The organism is Kytococcus sedentarius (assembly GCF_041937525.1).
GTDB lineage: Bacteria > Actinomycetota > Actinomycetes > Actinomycetales > Dermatophilaceae > Kytococcus > Kytococcus sedentarius_A.
Map to the genome: position 1 here is coordinate 1,026,564 of NZ_CP169391.1, position 18,346 is coordinate 1,044,909.

At 70.9% G+C, this 18,346-nt stretch carries 16 protein-coding genes and 1 tRNA gene; 1 reads left to right on the top strand and 16 read right to left on the bottom strand.

The genetic code is table 11. The features are described 5' to 3' along the window. Positions 1 to 637: 637 nt before the first annotated feature. The 3 genes from ACEY2A_RS04760 to hemW form a co-directional block, all read right to left on the bottom strand. A complete protein-coding gene (locus ACEY2A_RS04760) occupies positions 638 to 1,888 on the bottom strand; it encodes an IS256 family transposase (RefSeq protein WP_374928435.1) in 1,251 nt (416 codons plus the stop codon). Positions 1,889 to 1,980: 92 nt separating this feature from the next. Next, positions 1,981 to 2,547 carry a hypothetical protein gene (locus ACEY2A_RS04765; protein ID WP_374929721.1) on the bottom strand — a complete coding sequence of 189 codons (567 nt, stop codon included), beginning with the start codon at positions 2,545 to 2,547 and terminating at the stop codon, positions 1,981 to 1,983. Positions 2,548 to 2,916: 369 nt separating this feature from the next. Continuing rightward, complete coding sequence (gene hemW, locus ACEY2A_RS04770; protein ID WP_374929722.1) at positions 2,917 to 4,152, bottom strand: radical SAM family heme chaperone HemW; 1,236 nt, start codon at positions 4,150 to 4,152, stop codon at positions 2,917 to 2,919. Between the two features lie 65 nt (positions 4,153 to 4,217). Here hemW and eis point away from each other — a divergent pair, with 65 nt between their 5' ends. After that, on the top strand, positions 4,218 to 5,354 hold the full coding sequence (gene eis, locus ACEY2A_RS04775; protein WP_374929723.1) for an enhanced intracellular survival protein Eis: 1,137 nt from the start codon (positions 4,218 to 4,220) through the stop codon (positions 5,352 to 5,354). Between the two features lie 47 nt (positions 5,355 to 5,401). Here eis and trmB read toward each other — a convergent pair whose 3' ends face one another. The 13 genes from trmB to ACEY2A_RS04840 all read right to left on the bottom strand — a co-directional run bounded on the left by trmB (position 5,402) and on the right by ACEY2A_RS04840 (position 18,337). Beyond that, positions 5,402 to 6,277: a tRNA (guanosine(46)-N7)-methyltransferase TrmB gene (gene trmB, locus ACEY2A_RS04780; RefSeq protein ID WP_374929724.1), complete on the bottom strand. Its 876-nt coding sequence runs from the start codon at positions 6,275 to 6,277 to the stop codon at positions 5,402 to 5,404. Further along, positions 6,274 to 8,139: a translation elongation factor 4 gene (gene lepA / locus ACEY2A_RS04785; RefSeq protein WP_374929725.1), complete on the bottom strand. Its 1,866-nt coding sequence runs from the start codon at positions 8,137 to 8,139 to the stop codon at positions 6,274 to 6,276. The genes trmB and lepA overlap by 4 nt, the downstream gene beginning before the upstream one ends. Positions 8,140 to 8,296: 157 nt before the next feature. Then, positions 8,297 to 8,473 (bottom strand): CsbD family protein, encoded by a 177-nt coding sequence (locus ACEY2A_RS04790; protein WP_374929726.1) that lies wholly within the window; start codon positions 8,471 to 8,473, stop codon positions 8,297 to 8,299. 404 nt (positions 8,474 to 8,877) lie between these two features. Then, positions 8,878 to 8,950: transfer RNA gene (locus tag ACEY2A_RS04795), tRNA-Ala, on the bottom strand. 88 nt (positions 8,951 to 9,038) lie between these two features. Beyond that, positions 9,039 to 9,494, bottom strand: a complete 456-nt coding sequence (gene rsfS / locus ACEY2A_RS04800) for a ribosome silencing factor (RefSeq protein ID WP_374929727.1) — start codon at positions 9,492 to 9,494, stop codon at positions 9,039 to 9,041. Further along, positions 9,491 to 10,168: a nicotinate-nucleotide adenylyltransferase gene (nadD, locus tag ACEY2A_RS04805; RefSeq protein WP_374929728.1), complete on the bottom strand. Its 678-nt coding sequence runs from the start codon at positions 10,166 to 10,168 to the stop codon at positions 9,491 to 9,493. The genes rsfS and nadD overlap by 4 nt, the downstream gene beginning before the upstream one ends. A gap of 2 nt (positions 10,169 to 10,170) precedes the next feature. Then, a complete protein-coding gene (locus ACEY2A_RS04810; RefSeq protein ID WP_374929729.1) occupies positions 10,171 to 10,407 on the bottom strand; it encodes a hypothetical protein in 237 nt (78 codons plus the stop codon). Between the two features lie 27 nt (positions 10,408 to 10,434). Next, positions 10,435 to 11,937, bottom strand: coding sequence for a GTPase ObgE (gene obgE / locus ACEY2A_RS04815; protein ID WP_374929730.1), 1,503 nt, complete (start codon positions 11,935 to 11,937; stop codon positions 10,435 to 10,437). A 155-nt stretch (positions 11,938 to 12,092) separates the two neighbouring features. Next, positions 12,093 to 12,359, bottom strand: a complete 267-nt coding sequence (gene rpmA, locus ACEY2A_RS04820; protein ID WP_015779140.1) for a 50S ribosomal protein L27 — start codon at positions 12,357 to 12,359, stop codon at positions 12,093 to 12,095. 48 nt (positions 12,360 to 12,407) lie between these two features. After that, positions 12,408 to 12,716 carry a 50S ribosomal protein L21 gene (gene rplU, locus ACEY2A_RS04825; protein WP_374929973.1) on the bottom strand — a complete coding sequence of 103 codons (309 nt, stop codon included), beginning with the start codon at positions 12,714 to 12,716 and terminating at the stop codon, positions 12,408 to 12,410. Between the two features lie 238 nt (positions 12,717 to 12,954). After that, a complete protein-coding gene (locus ACEY2A_RS04830; protein ID WP_374929731.1) occupies positions 12,955 to 15,837 on the bottom strand; it encodes an Rne/Rng family ribonuclease in 2,883 nt (960 codons plus the stop codon). A 275-nt stretch (positions 15,838 to 16,112) separates the two neighbouring features. Continuing rightward, positions 16,113 to 17,384: a rod shape-determining protein RodA gene (rodA, locus tag ACEY2A_RS04835; protein WP_374929732.1), complete on the bottom strand. Its 1,272-nt coding sequence runs from the start codon at positions 17,382 to 17,384 to the stop codon at positions 16,113 to 16,115. Further along, positions 17,381 to 18,337, bottom strand: a complete 957-nt coding sequence (locus tag ACEY2A_RS04840; RefSeq protein WP_374929733.1) for a bifunctional riboflavin kinase/FAD synthetase — start codon at positions 18,335 to 18,337, stop codon at positions 17,381 to 17,383. The genes rodA and ACEY2A_RS04840 overlap by 4 nt, the downstream gene beginning before the upstream one ends. Between the last annotated feature and the right edge of the window lie 9 nt (positions 18,338 to 18,346).

Below are 18,346 nucleotides of genomic sequence, written 5' to 3' on the forward strand. Positions count from 1 at the left end.
CATCCAGCCCCACGACGACCGTCACACGTGCCGGAGGAAGGACCGGATCACCCACCTGGGGTAAGGGGAACCAGTCATCCGACACGGTCCCGCAGGACGTGCACACCGGCGGCGCCGACAGCTCAGGAGACCCGGGCCCGGGTGCCACCGGGACCGGGGGCCGCGTGCCCACACCAGGGCCAGTGTCCGCACCCTTGCCCGTTTCCGATCCTGTCTGCGCCTCGATCTGAGGCTTGTCGTTAGTCGGGGTGGGCAGTGAGGGGTGGGTGAACGCGTCACCTGCCAGGCCGCCACTGCCGTCGCCAGCGGCGCTGCCGGGCTGGGTGAACGCGTCACCTGCCAGGCCGCCACTGCCATGAATGGCCGCCTCACCGGCGGTGCCGTTGCTGGGCGTGCTGCCGGGCTGGGTCGTGGGGCTCGTGTGCTGGGGGTTGGTGCATGTGCCGGGGAGCTGGCCGACCAGGAGCAGGTCGAGGTGAATGTCCGAGCGCAGCTGGGACAGGGTCCGCTGATCACCCGCAGCCTTCGCGCGGCGGGCCGCAGCGTCCAACCTGCCCCACGCGGCAGCCACCCTGGTCGCCTCGGTCAAGTCCCGGGTAGTGGTGTAGCGGTGTCCTTCGGGTCGTGGGGTGGTTTGTCAGGCGGTGAGGGCGGGTAGCTCGGTGGTTGTGGTGGTGTCCTCCTGGGGGGCGGGGATGAGGTGCATTCGGCAGCGGGCCAGGAGGTCCAGGCCCAGGTAGCGGCGGCCTTCGGCCCATTCGTCGGTTTGCTCGGCCAGGACGGCCCCGACGAGACGGACCACGGCCTGGCGGGTGGGGAAGATCCCGACACTGTCGGTGCGGCGGCGGATCTCTCTGTTGAGGCGTTCGGCGGGGTTGTTCGACCAGATCTGGGACCACACGTCCTTCGGGAAATTGGTGAACGCGAGGATGTCGGCCCGAGCGGCATCCAGGTGGGCGTGGACCTCGGGAAGCTTGGTCTGGACGTAGTCCAGGAGCCGGTCGAACTGGGCGTCCACCGCGGGGGCGTCGGGCTGGTCGTACACGCTGTGCAGCATGGCCTTGACTGCTGGCCACATGCTCTTGGGAGTGACCGACATGAGGTTGGCTGCGTAGTGCGTGCGGCAGCGTTGCCAGGTCGCGCCGGGCAGGTTGGCCCGCAGCGCTTCGACCAGACCGGTGTGGGCGTCAGAGGTCACGAGCTGCACACCGGTCAGGCCGCGGGCGACGAGGTCGGCGAAGAACTCGTTCCATGCCGCCCCGGTCTCTCCGGTTGCTACGCGCAGGCCCAGGACTTCGCGGTGGCCATCGTTGTTCACCCCGGTGGCGATCAACGCGACGGTGTTGATGACCCTGCCGCCTTCACGGACCTTCATGGTCAGGGCGTCGGCCGCGATGAAGGTCCACGGCCCGGTGGTGTCCAGGGGTCGGTGGCGGAACTGCTCGACGTGCTCGTCAAGTTCGGCGGCCATCCGAGAGACCTGGGACTTCGACAGGCCGTCGATACCGAGGGTCTTGACCAGCTTGTCCATGCGGCGGGTGGACACCCCGGCCAGATAGCAGTCGGCCACGACGGTGATCAGCGCGGTTTCTGCCCGCTTGCGGCGTTCCAACAGCCACTCGGGGAAGTAGGTCCCGGTGCGGAGCTTGGGAACGGCCACGTCGATCGTGCCCACGCGGGTGTCCAGGTCGCGGTGACGGTACCCGTTGCGCTGGGCGGTACGGGTCGTGCTGGGGCGGCCGTACTCGGCGCCGACCACAGCGTCGGCGTCTGCGGACAGCAGGGCGTTGATGGTCTGCTGCAGCAAGTGGCGCATCAGGTCCGGCGAGGCTTCGGCCAGGGCTTCGCTCAGCAGTCCGGCAGGGTCCACAATGTGAGGTGCGGTCATCGTGATGACTCCGTTCGAGGATTCTGTGGAAGGTTGACTCGAAGGATCACACGGTGACCGCACCCATGTCCGGGCACATCGTGGCCACCGCGCTACACCACTATGCGGGACTCAACTGTCGCCTCACCCACCACCGTCAGGGACCCAGTCCCGTCATCACCAGGGTGAGTCCACGACCCACGCCCCTCGATCGCTGCGGCCATCCGCTCCCGGGCCGCCTGCCGATCAGCGGCCTCGACCTTCCGAATCCGGCGGCGCAACAACTCCCGGAACGACGCAGAAGACCGCGGCGACCCATCAGCCGCCCTCGTGAGGACAGCCAGGCCGATCGCGACCGCATCATCAGTCTGCAAGTGCCGGGTATCAGCGAACCACGTCAACACCCGCGACAACGACGCCCGACCCTCCACCAGGGCTTCCCGCCCACACTCGACGCGCTCAGGGTCACTGGCGACCAGGTCCACCAGGTGCCCGATCCGCCCAGCAGCCTCACCCGTAGCGGCGACGACCTCCTCAGTCACGATCACCGGCGCATCACACGGGCGCAGGATCCCCGGCTCACCCTCATCCACACGCTGCTGCAAATGCGCCACCGTGTTCTTGTAGACCCGCCCCACCGCATCCATCAGCGCCACATCCGCGGTGCGGGCGGACTCCACCGCTGAGACCGCCTTACCCAGGGCCGATTCGGCACGCTCCCACGCACCCGCCGCACGCCCACCACACGCCATGCCGACAGACATGGCCGGCTCACCGGACCGCACCCCATCAGGGCGGGACGTGCCGCTGGACCGCTGCCCGCCCGCACGGGACAGGGGCCCCTGCCCCGTGTCGAACGACTCCTGCCGCATGCCCCCACCCCCTCAGATGGTCACCACGTGTTCAACTCACTGTCCGACACCCCGTCGAACTGATGTCCCCACACTAAACGAGACCACCGACAACCTCCCCCGGACGGCCAAACCCTGTGGACAACCCGCGAGGCACCCCGCTGCCCCGGCGGGGGGCACAGCCGCCCCGCCCCACCCTCACAACCCGAGCAGCCGCCCCATCACCAGGTCCGCCAGCAGCCGCCCCCGCTGCGTCAGCACGAGCCGCCGGTCCCGCACCGCCGGCACGCCCTCCAGCAGCCCGTCGCCGATCAGCCCCGCCACGGCAGCCCGCCCCACCACCGGCACCTCCTCCAGGCCCAGCCCCTCGCGCCGCCGGATGCCCAGCATCACGCGCTCCTCGGTCACCTGCTCGGGCGTCAGCACCTCCCGTGCCGCGGCCGGCGTGACCCCGGTCGAGAGCCGCTGAGCCCACGCCCGCGGGTGCTTCACGTTCCAGAAGCGCACCCCACCGATGTGGCTGTGCGCACCCGGCCCCACACCCCACCAGTGCCCACCGTCCCAGTAGTGCTCGTTGTGTCGGCAGCGCCCCCCGGAGGTGCGCGCCCAGTTGGACACCTCGTACCACGTGTACCCCGCCGCACCCAGCAGCTCGTCGGCCAGCTCGTACTTGTCGGCTTGGTCGTCCTCGTCGGGCTCGGGCAGCTCCCCGCGCACCACCCGTCGGTGCAGGGCCGTACCTTCCTCAATGGTCAACGCGTACGCCGAGACGTGGTCGGGCCGCAACCCCACCGCCGCCTCCACACTCGTCCGCCAGTCCTCCAGCGACTCCCCCGGTGTGCCGTGGATGAGGTCCACCGACACGGCCAAGCCCGCGGTCCTTCCGGCGCGCACGGCACGCTCCACGTTCACCGGGTCGTGCGTGCGGTCCAGCGTGGCCAGCACGTGGGGCACGGCCGACTGCATGCCCACGCTCATCCGGGTGTACCCCGCGGCGGCCAGGGCCCGCGCGAAGGCCTCGTCCACCTGGTCGGGATTCGCCTCCGTGGTCACCTCCAGGTCGTCGGCCACGGCGAACCGCTCCCGCACCACCTCCAGCGCGCGACCCAGGTCATCAGCACCCAGCAGCGAGGGCGTCCCGCCACCCACGAACATCGTGTCCACCACCGGCAGCGCTCCCCCATCGGCAGTCAGGACGCGCACCGCCAGATCGAGCTCGGCGGCCACCCCATCGACCCACGTGGCGAGGGACGCCCCGGTCTCGTCGCCCAGCTCGGTGAGCGTGTACGTGTTGAAGTCGCAGTATCCGCACCTCACCGAACAGAAGGGCACGTGGAGATAGAGCGAGAAGGTCCCCTTCCGCATCGACTCCAGGGCCGATGCGGGGAGCGTCCCCTCGCGCGGGACGGGGTCACCGGGGGGCAGCTGGGGCATCCACAGATTCTCCCACCCGACACGAACCCGTGGACGCCCCTGTAGGCCCGCCCTACCCTCAGCCCATGGAACCCACCGTGCGCCCCGCCCGTGAGGACGATGCCGAGGCCCTGGCCGAGCTGTCCCAGGAGGCCTTCGGCTACCCGCGCCAGACGCCCCGCTCTCCCATCGCCGAGGGGCGCAGCACGTGGGTGGCCGAGCACCGGGGCCGTGTGGTGGCGTCCGCGAGCTGTCACCGGTACGAGTCGTGGTGGTGGGGGCAGGCCCTCCCCACCGCCGGCATGGCCGGCGTGAAGGTCTCTCCCGAGGCGCGCGGCCAGGGTCTGGTCCGGCGGCTGTTCGAACCGTTGCTGGACGAGGCCCGCGAGTGGGGTGCGGTCGTCTCCACCCTCTTCGCCACCGCGCCGGCGGTCTACCGCTCCCTGGGGTACGAGGTCGTCGCCGTGTACCACGACGAGACGGTCGTCCCCACATCAGCCTTCGCCGAGCTGCCCCCCGGCCCCGACACCCTGCGGCGCGCGGTGCCCGAGGACCTGCCGGCCCTGCGCGACACCTACGAGGACTGGGCCCGGCAGCACAACGGCCCCCTCACCCGCCGCGGGCCGCTCTTCCCCAGCGACGGCGCCTTCTCCAGCGGCGCCTACACGCTGGCCGAGCGTGAGGGACGGGTCACCGGCGTGCTGCGCTGGGCGCGCACGTCCCGTTACGGGGAGCCCGAGAGCACCCTGAGGGTCCACGACCTCGTCGCCCTCGATGCGGACGCCGCGGTCAGCCTGCTGGCCTCCTTGGGCTCGCACGCGCCGGTGGCGCCCCGCACGGTGGTCTCGACCTCCGGCATCGACGCGATCCACGTGCTGGTGCCGAGCTGGCAGTGGCGTTCCACCGGGGGCAGCCCCTACTCCCTGGCCGTGCTCGACCCCGCCGAGGTGCTGCGCTCCCGCGCCTACCCGGCCTGGGCGTCGCTGCAGACGACCGTCGCCGTGGGCGACCGCGCCTGGTCCGTGCGCCTCGAGGGCGGCCGGGCCACCGTGGAGCCCACCGACAGCGAGCCGGCCGTGCGGTTCACGCGCCGCGGGCTTGCGGTCGTGTGGAGTGGCAGCCAGTCACTCGCCGCGGCCCGGCAGGCGGGTCTGGCCGAGGGAGCGGACGACCTCTGGACGCTGTTCGGTGCCGGACAGGTGCACATCCGCGACTACTTCTGAGGCCGTGGGCGCGTTCGGCGCGCTGAGCCGATGGGGCAGCTCGTCCGTCAGCGCCGCACGCCGATGACGTCGCGCACCTCGCGGTCGACGCCCAACCCCTTGCGCTCGAAGCGCGTTACGGGCCGCTCGTCGAAGCGGGGGGCGAAGCCCCCGTGCTCCGGGCCGGCCGGGTCATCCGGGTGGGCCCGCTCCCCGGCGTGCGGGTTCTCGAACTGCTCACTGGCCTCCACCACGTCACGCATCCACCAGGCGTAGTCCGCCCAGTCCGTGGCCAATCGCCACACACCCCCGGGGCGCAGGGCCCGCGCCACGTCGTCGGCCAGCGCACGGCTCACCAGCCGCCGCTTGTGGTGCTTGGCCTTGGGCCAGGGGTCGGGGAAGAAGGTCCACACCTCAGCCAGCGAGCCGGGCTCGAACATGGTCGCGAAGGCCCGCGCCGCATCGACCTCGATGACGCGTACGTTCCCCAGCTCGTGGTGCGCGAGCTGCGAGACGATCTGCGCCGCTCCGGGGTGCCACACCTCGATGGCCAGGTGGTCCATCTCCGGGTGCGCCAGCGCATGGGCCGCCACGGCGTCACCCGACCCGGCGCCGATCTCCACCACCAACGGCGCCACCCGACCGAAGACCGCCTCGGCGTCGAAACGGTAGGACGGGTCCACCGAGAGCGGCTCCGTGGTGCGCGGCGGCTCCACCACCAGGCGGTCAGCGTGCTTCTCCCACGCCTGCGCGTGCCTGGGGTCCGGCCGCTCACCCCGGATGACGTACGAACGCGTCACCCGCTTGAGCCGCCCGTCCGGCAACCGCTCGGCATCCCCCCGGGAGACACCCGAGTGCTCCACCGCGGCACCCGCGGCGGCAGGTGCCCCCTTACGGGGGGCGCCCTCGGGCACCCGGCCGCCGCTCACCGCATCGGTGCTCACTTGGCGTCCTTGGCCTTCTCGCCGTCCTGGCTGAGCGCAGCGATGAAGGCCTCCTGCGGGACCTCGACGGTGCCCACCATCTTCATGCGCTTCTTGCCCTCCTTCTGCTTCTCCAGCAGCTTGCGCTTGCGGCTGATGTCACCGCCGTAGCACTTGGACAGCACGTCCTTGCGGATGGCACGGATGGTCTCGCGGGCGATGATGCGGGAGCCCACGGCCGCCTGGATGGGCACCTCGAACTGCTGCCGCGGAATCAGCTCCTTGAGCTTGCCGGCCATCTCCACGCCGTACGCGTAGGCCTTGTCCTTGTGCACGATCGAACTGAAGGCATCCACCTGGTCGCCCTGCAGCAGGATGTCCACCTTCACCAGGTCGGCCTCCTGGTAGCCCGCCTCGGAGTACTCGAACGAGGCATACCCCCGGGTACGGGACTTCAGGTTGTCGAAGAAGTCGAACACGATCTCCGCCAGCGGCAGCGTGTAGCGCATCTCCACCCGCTCCTCGGAGAGGTAGTCCATGCCCGCCAGGTCACCCCGGCGCGACTGGCACAGCTCCATCACCGAGCCGATGAACTCCGAGGGCGTCAGGATGGTCGCCTTCACGACGGGCTCGGTGATGCTGGACACCTTGCCGGCGGGGAACTCACTCGGGTTGGTCACCACCACCTCGGTGCCGTCCTCCATGCGCACCGTGTAGATCACGTTGGGCATGGTGGAGATGAGGTCCAGGTTGTTCTCGCGCTCCAGGCGCTCACGCACGATCTCCAGGTGCAGCATGCCCAGGAAGCCCACGCGGAAGCCGAACCCCAGCGCCGCGGAGGTCTCCGGCTCGTACACCAGCGCCGCGTCGTTCAGCTTCAGCTTGTCCAGCGCCTCGCGCAGCACCGGGTAGTCCGAGCCGTCGATGGGGTACAGCCCCGAGTAGACCATCGGGCTGGGGTCCTTGTAGCCGCCGATCGGCTCGGTGGCACCCCGCACCTGGGAGGTGATGGTGTCACCCACCTTGGACTGTCGGACATCCTTCACCCCGGTGATGAGGTAGCCGGTCTCCCCCACACCCAGGCCCTTGGTGGCCTGCGGCTCGGGCGAGATCACACCGATCTCCAGCAGCTCGTGGGAGGCGCCGGTGGACATCATCGAGATGCGCTCGCGCGGCGTGAGCTGACCGTCCACCACCCGCACGTAGGTGACCACACCGCGGTAGGTGTCGTAGACGGAGTCGAAGATCATCGCCCGGGGCGGCGCGTCCGCATCGCCCACCGGCGGGGGGATCATCGCCACCACGTGGTCCAGCAGGTCCTCCACGCCCGCACCGGTCTTGCCCGAGACCTGCAGCACGTCCTGGGGCTCACATCCGATGAGGCCCGCGATCTCCTCAGCGTACTTCTCCGGCTGCGCGGCCGGCAGGTCGATCTTGTTGAGCACCGGAATGATGGTGAGCTCGTTCTCCATGGCCAGGTACAGGTTGGCCAGGGTCTGGGCCTCGATGCCCTGCGCGGCGTCGACCAGCAGGATCGCGCCCTCACAGGCGGCCAGGGAGCGGGACACCTCGTACGTGAAGTCGACGTGCCCGGGGGTGTCGATCATGTTCAGGACGAAGGTCTCCTGGTCCTTGCCCTCCCCCAGGGCCCAGGGCATGCGCACGGCCTGCGACTTGATGGTGATGCCGCGCTCGCGCTCGATGTCCATCCGGTCCAGGTACTGGGCACGCATGTCACGTGGCTGGACCACCTCGGTGATCTGCAGCATGCGATCGGCCAGCGTCGACTTGCCGTGGTCGATGTGGGCGATGATGCAGAAGTTCCGGATCTGCGACGGCGGGGTCGCGGCCGGCTGCAGGGCGGTACGGGCAACGGGGGACACGGAGCGGGGCACCTCGGGTGACTCGGGGGCGGTCGGGTCAGGTCAGACCAGGTCGGGGCAGTCTTTCACGCCCGCCGCCGTACCCCAGCATCGTGGGTGCACGCACGAACGGGCCACCGGGGTGTCCTCCGGTGGCCCGTTCGTGGTGGGTCGGCGATCAGTTGTCGCGGACGGCGTCCTTCAGGTTCTCGCCGGCCTGCTTCATGTCGGCCTGGGACTGCTGTCCCCGGCCCTCGGCCTGCAGGCGCTCGTTGTCACCTGCGTCCCCGGCCACCTCCTTGGCCTTGCCAGTCACCTTGTCGGCAGCGTTCTGCATCTTGTCCTGGATGCCCATGAAGAGCCTCCTTCCTGCCCCGACGCGCGGGACCTCGTCCCTCCACCCTCCCTCGCACCCCACCGGGATCGCAAGCCCACTGCCCGCCTGTCCCTGGCGGCCCCCTCGCGCCCCGCCGTCACGATGGGTAGCGTGGAGGCATGGCTTGGCAACAGATCGCATCCCGTGTCGGACGAATCGTCACCCGCCGGCTGGTGAGCCGGGGCGTGCGCGCCGGAATGAACAGGGCCCAGGGCTCGAAGGGGCAGCAGGGCCAGCGCCCGCCCCAGGAGGGAACCGGAGGCCCCCCTCCCCGTCAGGGCTGAGGGAACCGGAGGCCCCCCTCCCCATCAGGGCTGAAGCAGAAACCCATCGCACACGAGGAAGGCCCCGCCGACCGGCGGGGCCTTCCTCGTGTTCTGTTGTGGAGCTAAGGGGATTCGAACCCCTGACCTCCTCCATGCCATGGAGGCGCGCTACCAACTGCGCCATAGCCCCGTGCGGGTTGTTGCCCCTCTCGGAGCGACCGGTGAATATTACACACACAACCCCCTGAACCACCAAATCGTCACTCCCCCAAGGGAGATCAGGCCTGGGAGGAGTCCTCGTCGGCCGGGATCCACCACGGGCGCTGCTCGGCTTCCTCCTGCGCCGCAGCCGCCTGGGAACGGCCCTCGGGGTGCTCCGGGAGCTGCAGGTCCACCACCGGGCAGTCCTTCCACAGCCGCTCCAGGTCGTAGAACTCCCGGTCCTCCTGGTGCTGCACGTGCAGCACGATGTCGCCGAAGTCCACCAGCACCCAGCGGTTCTCCCGCTCGCCCTCGCGACGCTTCGGCTTGACCCCGGCCGCCAGACAGGCGTCGGTCACCGCATCGACCACGGCATGCACCTGACGCTCGGTCGGTGCGGAGGCGATCAGGAAGATGTCCGTCAGCGCAAGGTGCTCGCTCACGTCCAGCGCCACGATCTCCTCGGCGAACTTCTCGTCGGCCGCCCGAGCGGCGGTACGGGCCAGGTCGATGGCCTCGGGGGTGGCAGTCACGCAGTGTCCTCCTGGACGGGTTCGTGGGTGTCTTGACGGCCCGGCGCCGTGGCCGAGGGAAGGATCGCACTGAAGCCCTCCTCGGACTCCGTGGCCTGGTCGGTGTAGAGGCCGTGCTTGTTGATGTACTGCACGACGCCGTCCGGGACCAGGTACCAGACCGGCAGGCCGTCGGCGACCCGCTCACGGCAGTCGGTGGAACTGATCGCCATGGCCGGGATCTCGGTCAGCGTGACCTTGTCCTCCGGCAGGCCGGTGGCACTCAGCTCATGGCCGGGGCGGCTCACGCCGATGAAGTGCGCGAGCTCCCACAGCTCCTCCACGCCCTTCCAGGACAGGATCTGCCCCAGGGCGTCTGCCCCGGTGATGAAGAACAGCTCGGCGTCCGGGTAGCGCTCCGAGAGGTCGTGCAGCGTGTCCCGCGTGTACGTCGGCCCCGGTCGGTCGATGTCCACCCGGCTCACGGAGAACCGGGGGTTGGAGGCCGTGGCCACGACCGTCATCAGGTACCGGTCCTCCGCCGGGGAGACCTTCTTGCCCTCCTTCTGCCACGGGTGGCCCGTGGGCACGAAGAGCACCTGGTCGAGGTCGAACGTGGCCGCCACCTCGCTGGCGGCCACGAGGTGTCCGTGGTGGATGGGGTCGAAGGTCCCACCCATCACACCCAAACGCATCGTCAGCGACGACCTGCCGGGGTGGCGCGCTGGTTCTGACGGTGCCGGATGTGGTCGGCAGCGAACTCCTGGTCCTCCGGGTTCATGGGCACCGCGTGGCGGAACTGCCACAGGATGGCCAGCAGGGCCAGGAGGATGCCCAGGGCGATGACGCCGAACCAGATGGGGTCGAAGGGCAGCGCGACGCCACCGTGGGCGCCGTCGGCTTCCTGGGCAAGGACCGTCAGAACGTTGTGCATGGGCTGCATCCTACCGGCTGAACCCGCTCAGTCGTCCGCGGTCCAGACGCCCGCGCGGCGCTCGGCCTCCATCTCCCGGCGCACCTCGCTCTCGGCGTCCTTGCGAGCGTGGAAGGCCTCCCGCTTCTCCGAACGAGTGGGCCGCGAACGCTCCTCCAGCCGCAGGTCCGAGCCCCTCGATCCCAGGTGCTCGGCACCGGCGGTGATGGTGGGCTCCCAGTCGAAGACGACACCGTCACCGGGGCCGATGACGACGGTGTCGCCCGCCACCGCACCAGCGGCGACGAGCTGGTCCTCCACGCCGGCCCGCTGCAGCCGGTCGGCCAGGTAGCCGACGGCCTCGTCGTTGGCGAAGTCCGTCTGGTGCGTCCAGCGCTCCACCCGCTCGCCGACCACGCGGAAGTAGGGACCTTCGTGACTGTTCTCCCGCGTGACGGTGAAGCCGGCGTCGTCCTTGGCCTTCGGACGGACGACCACCCGGGCGGGCTCCGCCGGCGGCAGGCTCGCACGGTGCCTGGCCACGTGCCGGGCCAGCGAGAACTTCAGCGGCTCCAGACCCTGGTGGGCCACGGCCGAGACGATGTGGACCTCCACCCCGCGCTCGACCAGCATCGGCTCGACCATCTCGGCCAGCTCCCGCGCCTCGGGCACGTCGGCCTTGTTCAGCACCACCACGCGCGTGCGCTCGGCCAGCGGTCGGCCACCGAGGGCCTCGTCCGGGACGTACTGGCGCAGCTCGGCCTCGATGACGTCGAGGTCCGTCAGCGGGTCGCGTCCGGGCTCGAGCGTGGCGCAGTCCACCACGTGCACCAGCACCCCGCACCGCTCCACGTGGCGCAGGAACTCCAGTCCCAGACCCCTGCCCTGCGCGGCGCCGGGGATCAGCCCGGGGACGTCGGCCACGGTGAATCGCTCGTCCCCGGCCGTCACCACGCCCAGGTTGGGCACGAGTGTGGTGAAGGGGTACTCAGCGATCTTGGGGCGGGCCGAGGAGAGCACCGACACCAGGGAGGACTTGCCCGCCGAGGGGAAGCCGATGAGGGCGACGTCGGCAAGCGTCTTGAGCTCGAGCACCACCTCGCGCTCCTCGCCCGGCTCCCCCAGCAGCGCGAAGCCGGGCGCCTTGCGACGCTTGCTGGCCAGGGCCTTGTTGCCCAGGCCGCCACGGCCCCCGCGGGCCGCCACGTACTGCGTGCCGTGACCCACGAGATCGGCGAGCACCTCACCCTCGCGACTCTTCACGACGGTGCCCTCGGGCACGCGCAGCACCAGGTGCTCCCCCGCCGCGCCATTGCGCTCGTCGCCCTCACCGGGCTGGCCGTTGGGCGCGCTGCGGTGCGGTCCGCGGTGGAACTCCAGCAGCGTGGTGACCTGGTCGTCCACCTCGAGCAGCACGTCACCGCCGTGCCCACCGTTGCCCCCATCGGGGCCACCCAGCGGCTTGAACTTCTCCCGGTGCACGGACGCCACACCGTGACCGCCCTTGCCGGCGGACAGGTGGAGCACCACGCGGTCCACGAAAGTCGTCATGAGGAGCCTCCAGCTCAAGGGGTGGGTCGGGCGGGGGTCGCCGGGTCACCCGGGGGATCTGACGCCGATGGGGGCGATGCCTCGAGTGTGGCATCGCCCCCATCGGGGAGGGTCCGGTGGGACCCCGTGCGGCGCGGAGGCCGCGAGTGAACGTCTCAGACGGCGGCCGCGTCGGCGCCCACGATGGACACCGTCTTGCGACCACGCTTGCTGCCGAACTCGACGGCACCGGCCTCGAGGGCGAACAGCGTGTCGTCCTTGCCACGGCCCACGTTCTCACCCGGGTGGAAGTGGGTACCGCGCTGGCGCACGATGATCTCGCCGGCCTTCACCACCTGGCCACCGAAGCGCTTCACGCCGAGGCGCTGCGCGTTCGAGTCACGGCCGTTGCGGCTCGAGGACACACCCTTCTTGCTTGCCATATGGCTTCTCCCTGCGTTCTGCTGCGGATGGAGTCCGAGGACTTCGGATCAGGCGTTGATCGCCGTGATCTTCACCTCGGTCAGCGGCTGACGGTGACCCTGGCGCCGCTTGTAACCGGTCTTGTTCTTGTAGTGCTGGATGGTGATCTTGGGGCCCTTGGTGGCACCCAGGATCTCCGCCGTGACGCTCGCCGAGGCGAGCTTGTCGGAGCCGGCGGTCACGGTGGAGCCGTCGACGAGCAGGAGCGGCTGCAGGTCAATGCTCTCGCCGGCCTCACCGGCCACCTTGTCGACGGTGAGCACGTCACCGACGAAAACCTTCTCCTGGCGGCCACCGGCGCGGACGATCGCGTACACGTTGAGCTCACTCTCTGGTCTGCTGGACAACTGGTTCGGGGTGTTCATGATCACCCGTGCCGGCCCGAGGGGCCGGGCCGCGGCTCCGCCCCCTGAGGGGTCGTGGAACCGGGGGTGTCTCACGAACGATGGCGCGCTGCGCAGTGCCTGTCGCGGAAGGAACTGCTCACCGCGATCAACCAGATGCACCACACGTGGGCGCGCCGACGTTCTACTCTACACGCTGCACCCGCCCGGCTCAAGCCGGTGCGGCACCGTCTCCCTGCGGGGCGACGACCCGTCGACGGGGGGTCCGCCGGGTGATGGTGCTCTTCTCCGCGACCCCGGCTCCCCCGGCGACACTGGTGGTCGGAGCGGGCTGCGGCTCGACGGTGACCGAGGGGGCCGCAGCACCGGTGCTGGCTGCGCGGCGACGCGACGAGCGTCGCGCCGGGGCCGGCGGGGGCTCGGGGGCGTCGGCGACCGGGGAGCCCACGTAGGACGCGGCCTGGCCGGCGGGAGCCTCGGAGGACGCAGCCTGGGTGGCTGCCTCGGTGTCTGCCGCGTCGGCCGTGGGCGCACTGCGGCGACCGATGCGGCCGGTCACGACCGGGGCGGCCGCATCGGCAGGGGCCTGGGCGGGCGCCTGGGCCTGCTTGGCCTGCTCGGCCGGCTCGGGCGTCTCGCTCATCTCGGCCGGCTGAGCCTTCTCGGCCTTCTCCGGTGCCTGCTCGGCCTGCTGCTCCGGCGCGCCCTCCTCGTCACCCTTCAGCGCGGCCGCGTGCACGGCCCGGGCGATCTGGGCGACCGACGGGCCCGACCCACGGGGAGCGGACGAGGTCGACTCGCCCTGCTGGCGGGAGTCCTTGCCGGACTGCTGGCGACTGGAGCGGCGGCCGCCGCCCGATCCGCCACCACGGACGGCCACGGGGGCGTCCTGCACCACCAGGCCGTGCCCGTCGCAGTGCTCGCAGGTCTCGCCGTACACCTCCACGAGGCCGCTGCCCACCCGCTTGCGCGTCATCTGCACCAGCCCCAGCGAGGTCACCTCGGCCACCTGGTGCTTCGTGCGGTCGCGGGCCAAGCACTCCACGAGGCGGCGGACCACCAGGTCACGGTTGCTCTCCAGCACCATGTCGATGAAGTCCACGACGATGATGCCTCCGATGTCACGCAGGCGCAGCTGGCGGACGATCTCCTCGGCCGCCTCGATGTTGTTCTTGGTGACGGTCTCCTCGAGGTTCCCGCCCGACCCGACGAACTTGCCGGTGTTGACGTCCACCACCGTCATCGCCTCGGTCCGGTCGAAGATCAGCGAACCGCCGGACGGCAGCCACACCTTGCGGTCCATGGCCTTGGCGATCTGCTCCTCGATGCGGTGGTGCTCGAAGACGTCCTGCTCACCCTCCCAGCGCTCGAGCTTGGCGGTGAGGTCCGGGGCGACCGCATCGATGTAGCTGGTGACCGACTCCCATGCCGTGGGGCCGGAGACGACCAGCTTGGTGAAGTCCTCGTTGAACACGTCGCGGATCACCCGGACGGTCAGATCGGGCTCACCGTGCACGAGCGCCGGCGCCGAGCCCTTGGCCTCCGCAGCGGAGATGCGCTCCCACTGCGTGCTGAGACGCTCCACGTCCGCGCGCAGCTCGGACTCGGAGGCGCCCTCGGCGGCCGTGCGGACGATCACGCCCGCCTCGGCCGGGACCACGTCCTTGAGGATCTTCTTGAGCCGCGCGCGCTCGGTGTCGGGCAGCTTGCGGCTGATGCCGGTGGTGGTGTTCCCCGGCACGTAGACCAGGTAGCGACCCGGCAGGGACACCTGACCGGTCAGACGGGCCCCCTTGTGTCCGATGGGGTCCCTGGTCACCTGCACGAGCACGGGCTGACCGGGCTGCAGGGCGCTCTCGATGCGCTTCTGCTCGCCCTTCGGCAGGCCCGCGGCGTCCCAGTTGACCTCGCCGGCGTAGAGGACACCGTTGCGACCCTTGCCGATGTCGACGAAGGCGGCCTCCATGGACGGCAGGACGTTCTGCACGCGCCCCAGGTAGACGTTGCCCACCATCGTGGTCTGCTGCTGGCGGTCGATGTAGTGCTCCACCAGCACGTCGTCCTCGAGCACGCCCACCTGGGTGTAGTCCGCGGACTCGCGCACCACCATGGTGCGCTGCACACTCTCCCGGCGGGCGAGGAACTCGGCCTCGGTGAGGACCGTGCGGCGACGCCCGGCCTCGCGGCCCTCCCGGCGACGCTGCTTCTTGGCGGCCAGGCGGGTGGAGCCCTGGACGCCGGTCACCTCGTCGGAGGCGTCGGAACCACCGGCCTCCTCCGAGCGACCACCCTGGCCGCGGGACCGGTTGCGTCCCCCGCGGGAGCGCTTGCGGGCGCGGCGCGATCCGCGACCGGAGTCCGCGTCGTCCTCGTCGTCGCGACCGGAGCCGCCCGCATCGCGCGCGTCGTCGGTGTCGTCCTGCTCGTCGTCGTCCTGCTGGCCACGGTCCCCGCGACCACGGCCGTCACTGCCCTCGTCGGACTGTCCTCGCCCGCGGCCCCCGCGACGGCGGCGGGTACGACGGCCACCGTTCTCGCCGGAGTCGTCGCCCTCGGAGGATGTCCTGCCCTCGTCGTCGCGGTCGCCCTGGGAGTCACGGTCATCGCGGTCATCCCGGTCGTTCTGGGAGTCCTGCGCGGACCCGTCCTGCTGGTCGCGCCGGTCGTCCTGCGCCGCGTCCCCGCCCCGTCCACGGGAGCCGCCGCGCTCCCCGCGCGTCCGCTGCCGGCGCTGCGGGCGGGTGCGACCGCCGGTGCCCTCACCGGAGTCGTCGGAGTCCTGGGCGTCCCGGGAGTCGTCACGGTCGTGAGCACCGGAGCCGTCGTTGCCGCGCTCGTCGGCGTCATCGGCCCGGTCGTCGCCGGAACGCCCGCGGCGGGAGCCCCCACGTCCCTGCTGGCGGCGGCCCTCACGGCCGGAGTCATCCTGCTCACCACGGCGCGAGCGGCGCGCCGGACGCTCCTGCTGCTGGTCGGCGTCGTCCTCGGTGTCCTGGTGGGCACCGCGGCTGCGCGTCGCCCGCATCGCCTCCGGGTCCGGCGCCTGGAAGAGCAGGGCGAAGCTGCCGGGCTGCTGGGTCTGGTCCGCATCCATGTGGAGACCTCCACCGTCCGGTGGTCGTCACCCCTGGACGGGCACGGAGCTCGGCTCCGGCCCGTCCCGACCATCCTCGCGGTCATTCGTGCCGCCCTCGGCGGCGAAAAAGTCAGGGGTACGGCCACGGCTCGCGCGAGGCGCGTCACCGGCCGCCGGCGCGCTTTCGGTGACCGATGCGGTCAGGCAGTTCGCGCCGGGAACGTGACCCGGGGTGTGGGGTCACGCACCGCGCCCAGTGTCGCACACCGACCCCCTCGTGGCGGGGACGGCGCTCAGGAGTCCTCGCGGACCTTGATGGCCAGGGCGTTGAGGAGCCCGATGGCCACCCACGAGGCGAACATCGACGACCCGCCGTAGCTCACGAACGGCAGCGGCACACCGGTCATGGGCATGACACCCATGGTCATGCCGATGTTCTCGAAGGTCTGGAAGCCGAACCAGCAGGCGATGCCCACGGCCACCAGGCGGGGGAAGACGTCCGTGGTCTGCTGGGCGATCCGCAGGGCCCGCAGCACCACGAAGGCCATCAGGAGCACCAGCAGTCCGCCTCCCAGCAGACCCAGCTCCTCGGCGACCACGGCGAAGATGAAGTCGCTCTCGTCCACCGGCAGGAAGCCACCCTGGGCCTGGCGACCCTGCAGGTAGCCCTGGCCGAACAGGCCACCGGACCCGACGGCGATCTTGGACTGGATCACCTGGTAGCCGTCGCCGCTGGGGTCGGCCTCGGGGTTCAGGAAGGTGGTGAGGCGGTCCATCTGGTGCGGCGCCAGCAGACCCGAGGTGATGGCCACCGTGGCCACGGAGATCGCACCCACCAGGGCTGCGAGCACCCACCAGCGGCTCGCGCCCGAGAGCGCCACCACGCCGAAGCCCAGCACGCCGATGACCAGCCCAGACCCGAGATCGGGCTGCAGCATGACCAGACCGAGTGTCAGGAAGACCAGTGTCCAGGCCAGGATCACCTGCAGGTGGCCCGGGGAGGCGACCTTCGGCCGCAGTCGGTCGCTCAGGGCCCAGGCCAGCCCCAGGCACAGGGCCACCTTCATGAACTCGGTGGGCTGGATGGTGAAGCCGCCACCGATCACGATCCACGACTTGGCCCCATAGATCTCCTTGCCGATCAGGAGCACCAGCACGAGTCCGGCCCAGCCCAGCACCATCAACCACGGGGTCAGGCTGCGGAGGCGGTAGACGTCCAGGCGGGAGACCAGTGCGAACAGCACCACGCCCACGCTCAGGTTCAGCAGGTGCCGGACCGCCGTGGCGGCACCGGTGTCCATGCGCGTGGTGCTGTAGACCGCCATGGCCCCCAGCAGACTGAGTGCGAGGCACACCCCCACCAGCGGCCAGTCGGTGTGCTGGAGCAGGCGCTCCACCGCCGGCTTCTCCCGCGGGAGGTCCACCGGCCGCGCAGCGCCCAGCGGGGCGGCGTAACGGTGGGGCACCGAGGTCGGCTCGTGGGCGGCCTGGACCCCGTCCCGCACGGCCGTGCGGGAGCGCTCCGGGCGGGTGCTGGGAGACAGCTCGGGGAATGCACCGCTCATGACAGCACCTCTCGCGCTGCGGCCACGTCGGCCGTCATCTGCTCGATGAGGGGACCGATCCCCTCGTAGCGCACCATCCCCCGCAGCCGCTCCACGAACTCGATGGTCACGGACTCGCCGTAGAGGTCGAGGTCGCTGCGGTCCAGCACGTGGGCCTCCACCGTGCGACGGTGGGCGTCGAAGGTGGGGTTGCTGCCCACGGAGATGGCAGCGGGCTGCCGTCGCTCGGGGTCGTCCTCGTCCAGGGTGTCGCGCACCAACCAGCCGGCGTACACCCCATCGGCGGGCACCATCCCCTCGGCGTCGGCAGACAGGTTGGCGGTCGGGAAGCCCAGCTCACGGCCGCGGCGTTCCCCGTGCACGACGGTCCCCCGCACGGCGTGGGGGCGCCCGAGGTGCTCCAGCGCGGTGTCGATGCGGCCCTGGCCCAACGCGGTGCGCACGGCGGTGGACGACCAGCGCGGGGTGGCGGGGTCGCCCACGTCGTCCAGCACCACCACCTCGAAGCCGAGCTCCTCCCCCAGCTCGCGCAGCGTGTCGACGGTGCCGGCGTTCTTGCGGCCGAAGCGCGAGTCGCGGCCCACCACGATGCGGCGCATGCCGAAGTGGTGCACGTACGTCTCGGTGACGAACTCCCGCGGGGTCTGCGCGGCGAGCTCGTGCGTGAAGGCCTGGGCCACGGTCACGTCCACCCCGGCACGCTCCAGGTGCTCCAGCCGCTGCTCCAGACTGCACAAGGCCTCCGGGGCGCGCTCGGGGTGCAGCACCTCCAGCGGGTGGGGGTGGAAGGTGAGCACGATCGAGGTGAGGTCGTGCTCGCGGGCCTCCCGCGTGAGGCGGTCCAGCACGGCCCGGTGACCGCGGTGCATCCCGTCGAAGGTCCCGATCGTGACGACGCTCCCGCGCCGTCGGACGTCGTCCGGAACCTGGTCGGGGTGGGTCAGTCTCAGCACGGCCGGAAG

Bases quoted from the DNA above. Each gene is read 5' to 3' on its own strand.
- ACEY2A_RS04760 (WP_374928435.1), bottom strand. From the start codon at position 1,888: ATGACCGCACCTCACATTGTGGACCCTGCCGGACTGCTGAGCGAAGCC.
- obgE (WP_374929730.1), bottom strand. From the start codon at position 11,937: ATGACGACTTTCGTGGACCGCGTGGTGCTCCACCTGTCCGCCGGCAAG.
- ACEY2A_RS04810 (WP_374929729.1), bottom strand. From the start codon at position 10,407: ATGCACAACGTTCTGACGGTCCTTGCCCAGGAAGCCGACGGCGCCCAC.
- rpmA (WP_015779140.1), bottom strand. From the start codon at position 12,359: ATGGCAAGCAAGAAGGGTGTGTCCTCGAGCCGCAACGGCCGTGACTCG.
- ACEY2A_RS04830 (WP_374929731.1), bottom strand. From the start codon at position 15,837: ATGGATGCGGACCAGACCCAGCAGCCCGGCAGCTTCGCCCTGCTCTTC.
- nadD (WP_374929728.1), bottom strand. From the start codon at position 10,168: ATGCGTTTGGGTGTGATGGGTGGGACCTTCGACCCCATCCACCACGGA.
- ACEY2A_RS04790 (WP_374929726.1), bottom strand. From the start codon at position 8,473: ATGGGCATCCAGGACAAGATGCAGAACGCTGCCGACAAGGTGACTGGC.
- hemW (WP_374929722.1), bottom strand. From the start codon at position 4,152: ATGCCCCAGCTGCCCCCCGGTGACCCCGTCCCGCGCGAGGGGACGCTC.
- rodA (WP_374929732.1), bottom strand. From the start codon at position 17,384: ATGAGCGGTGCATTCCCCGAGCTGTCTCCCAGCACCCGCCCGGAGCGC.
- eis (WP_374929723.1), top strand. From the start codon at position 4,218: ATGGAACCCACCGTGCGCCCCGCCCGTGAGGACGATGCCGAGGCCCTG.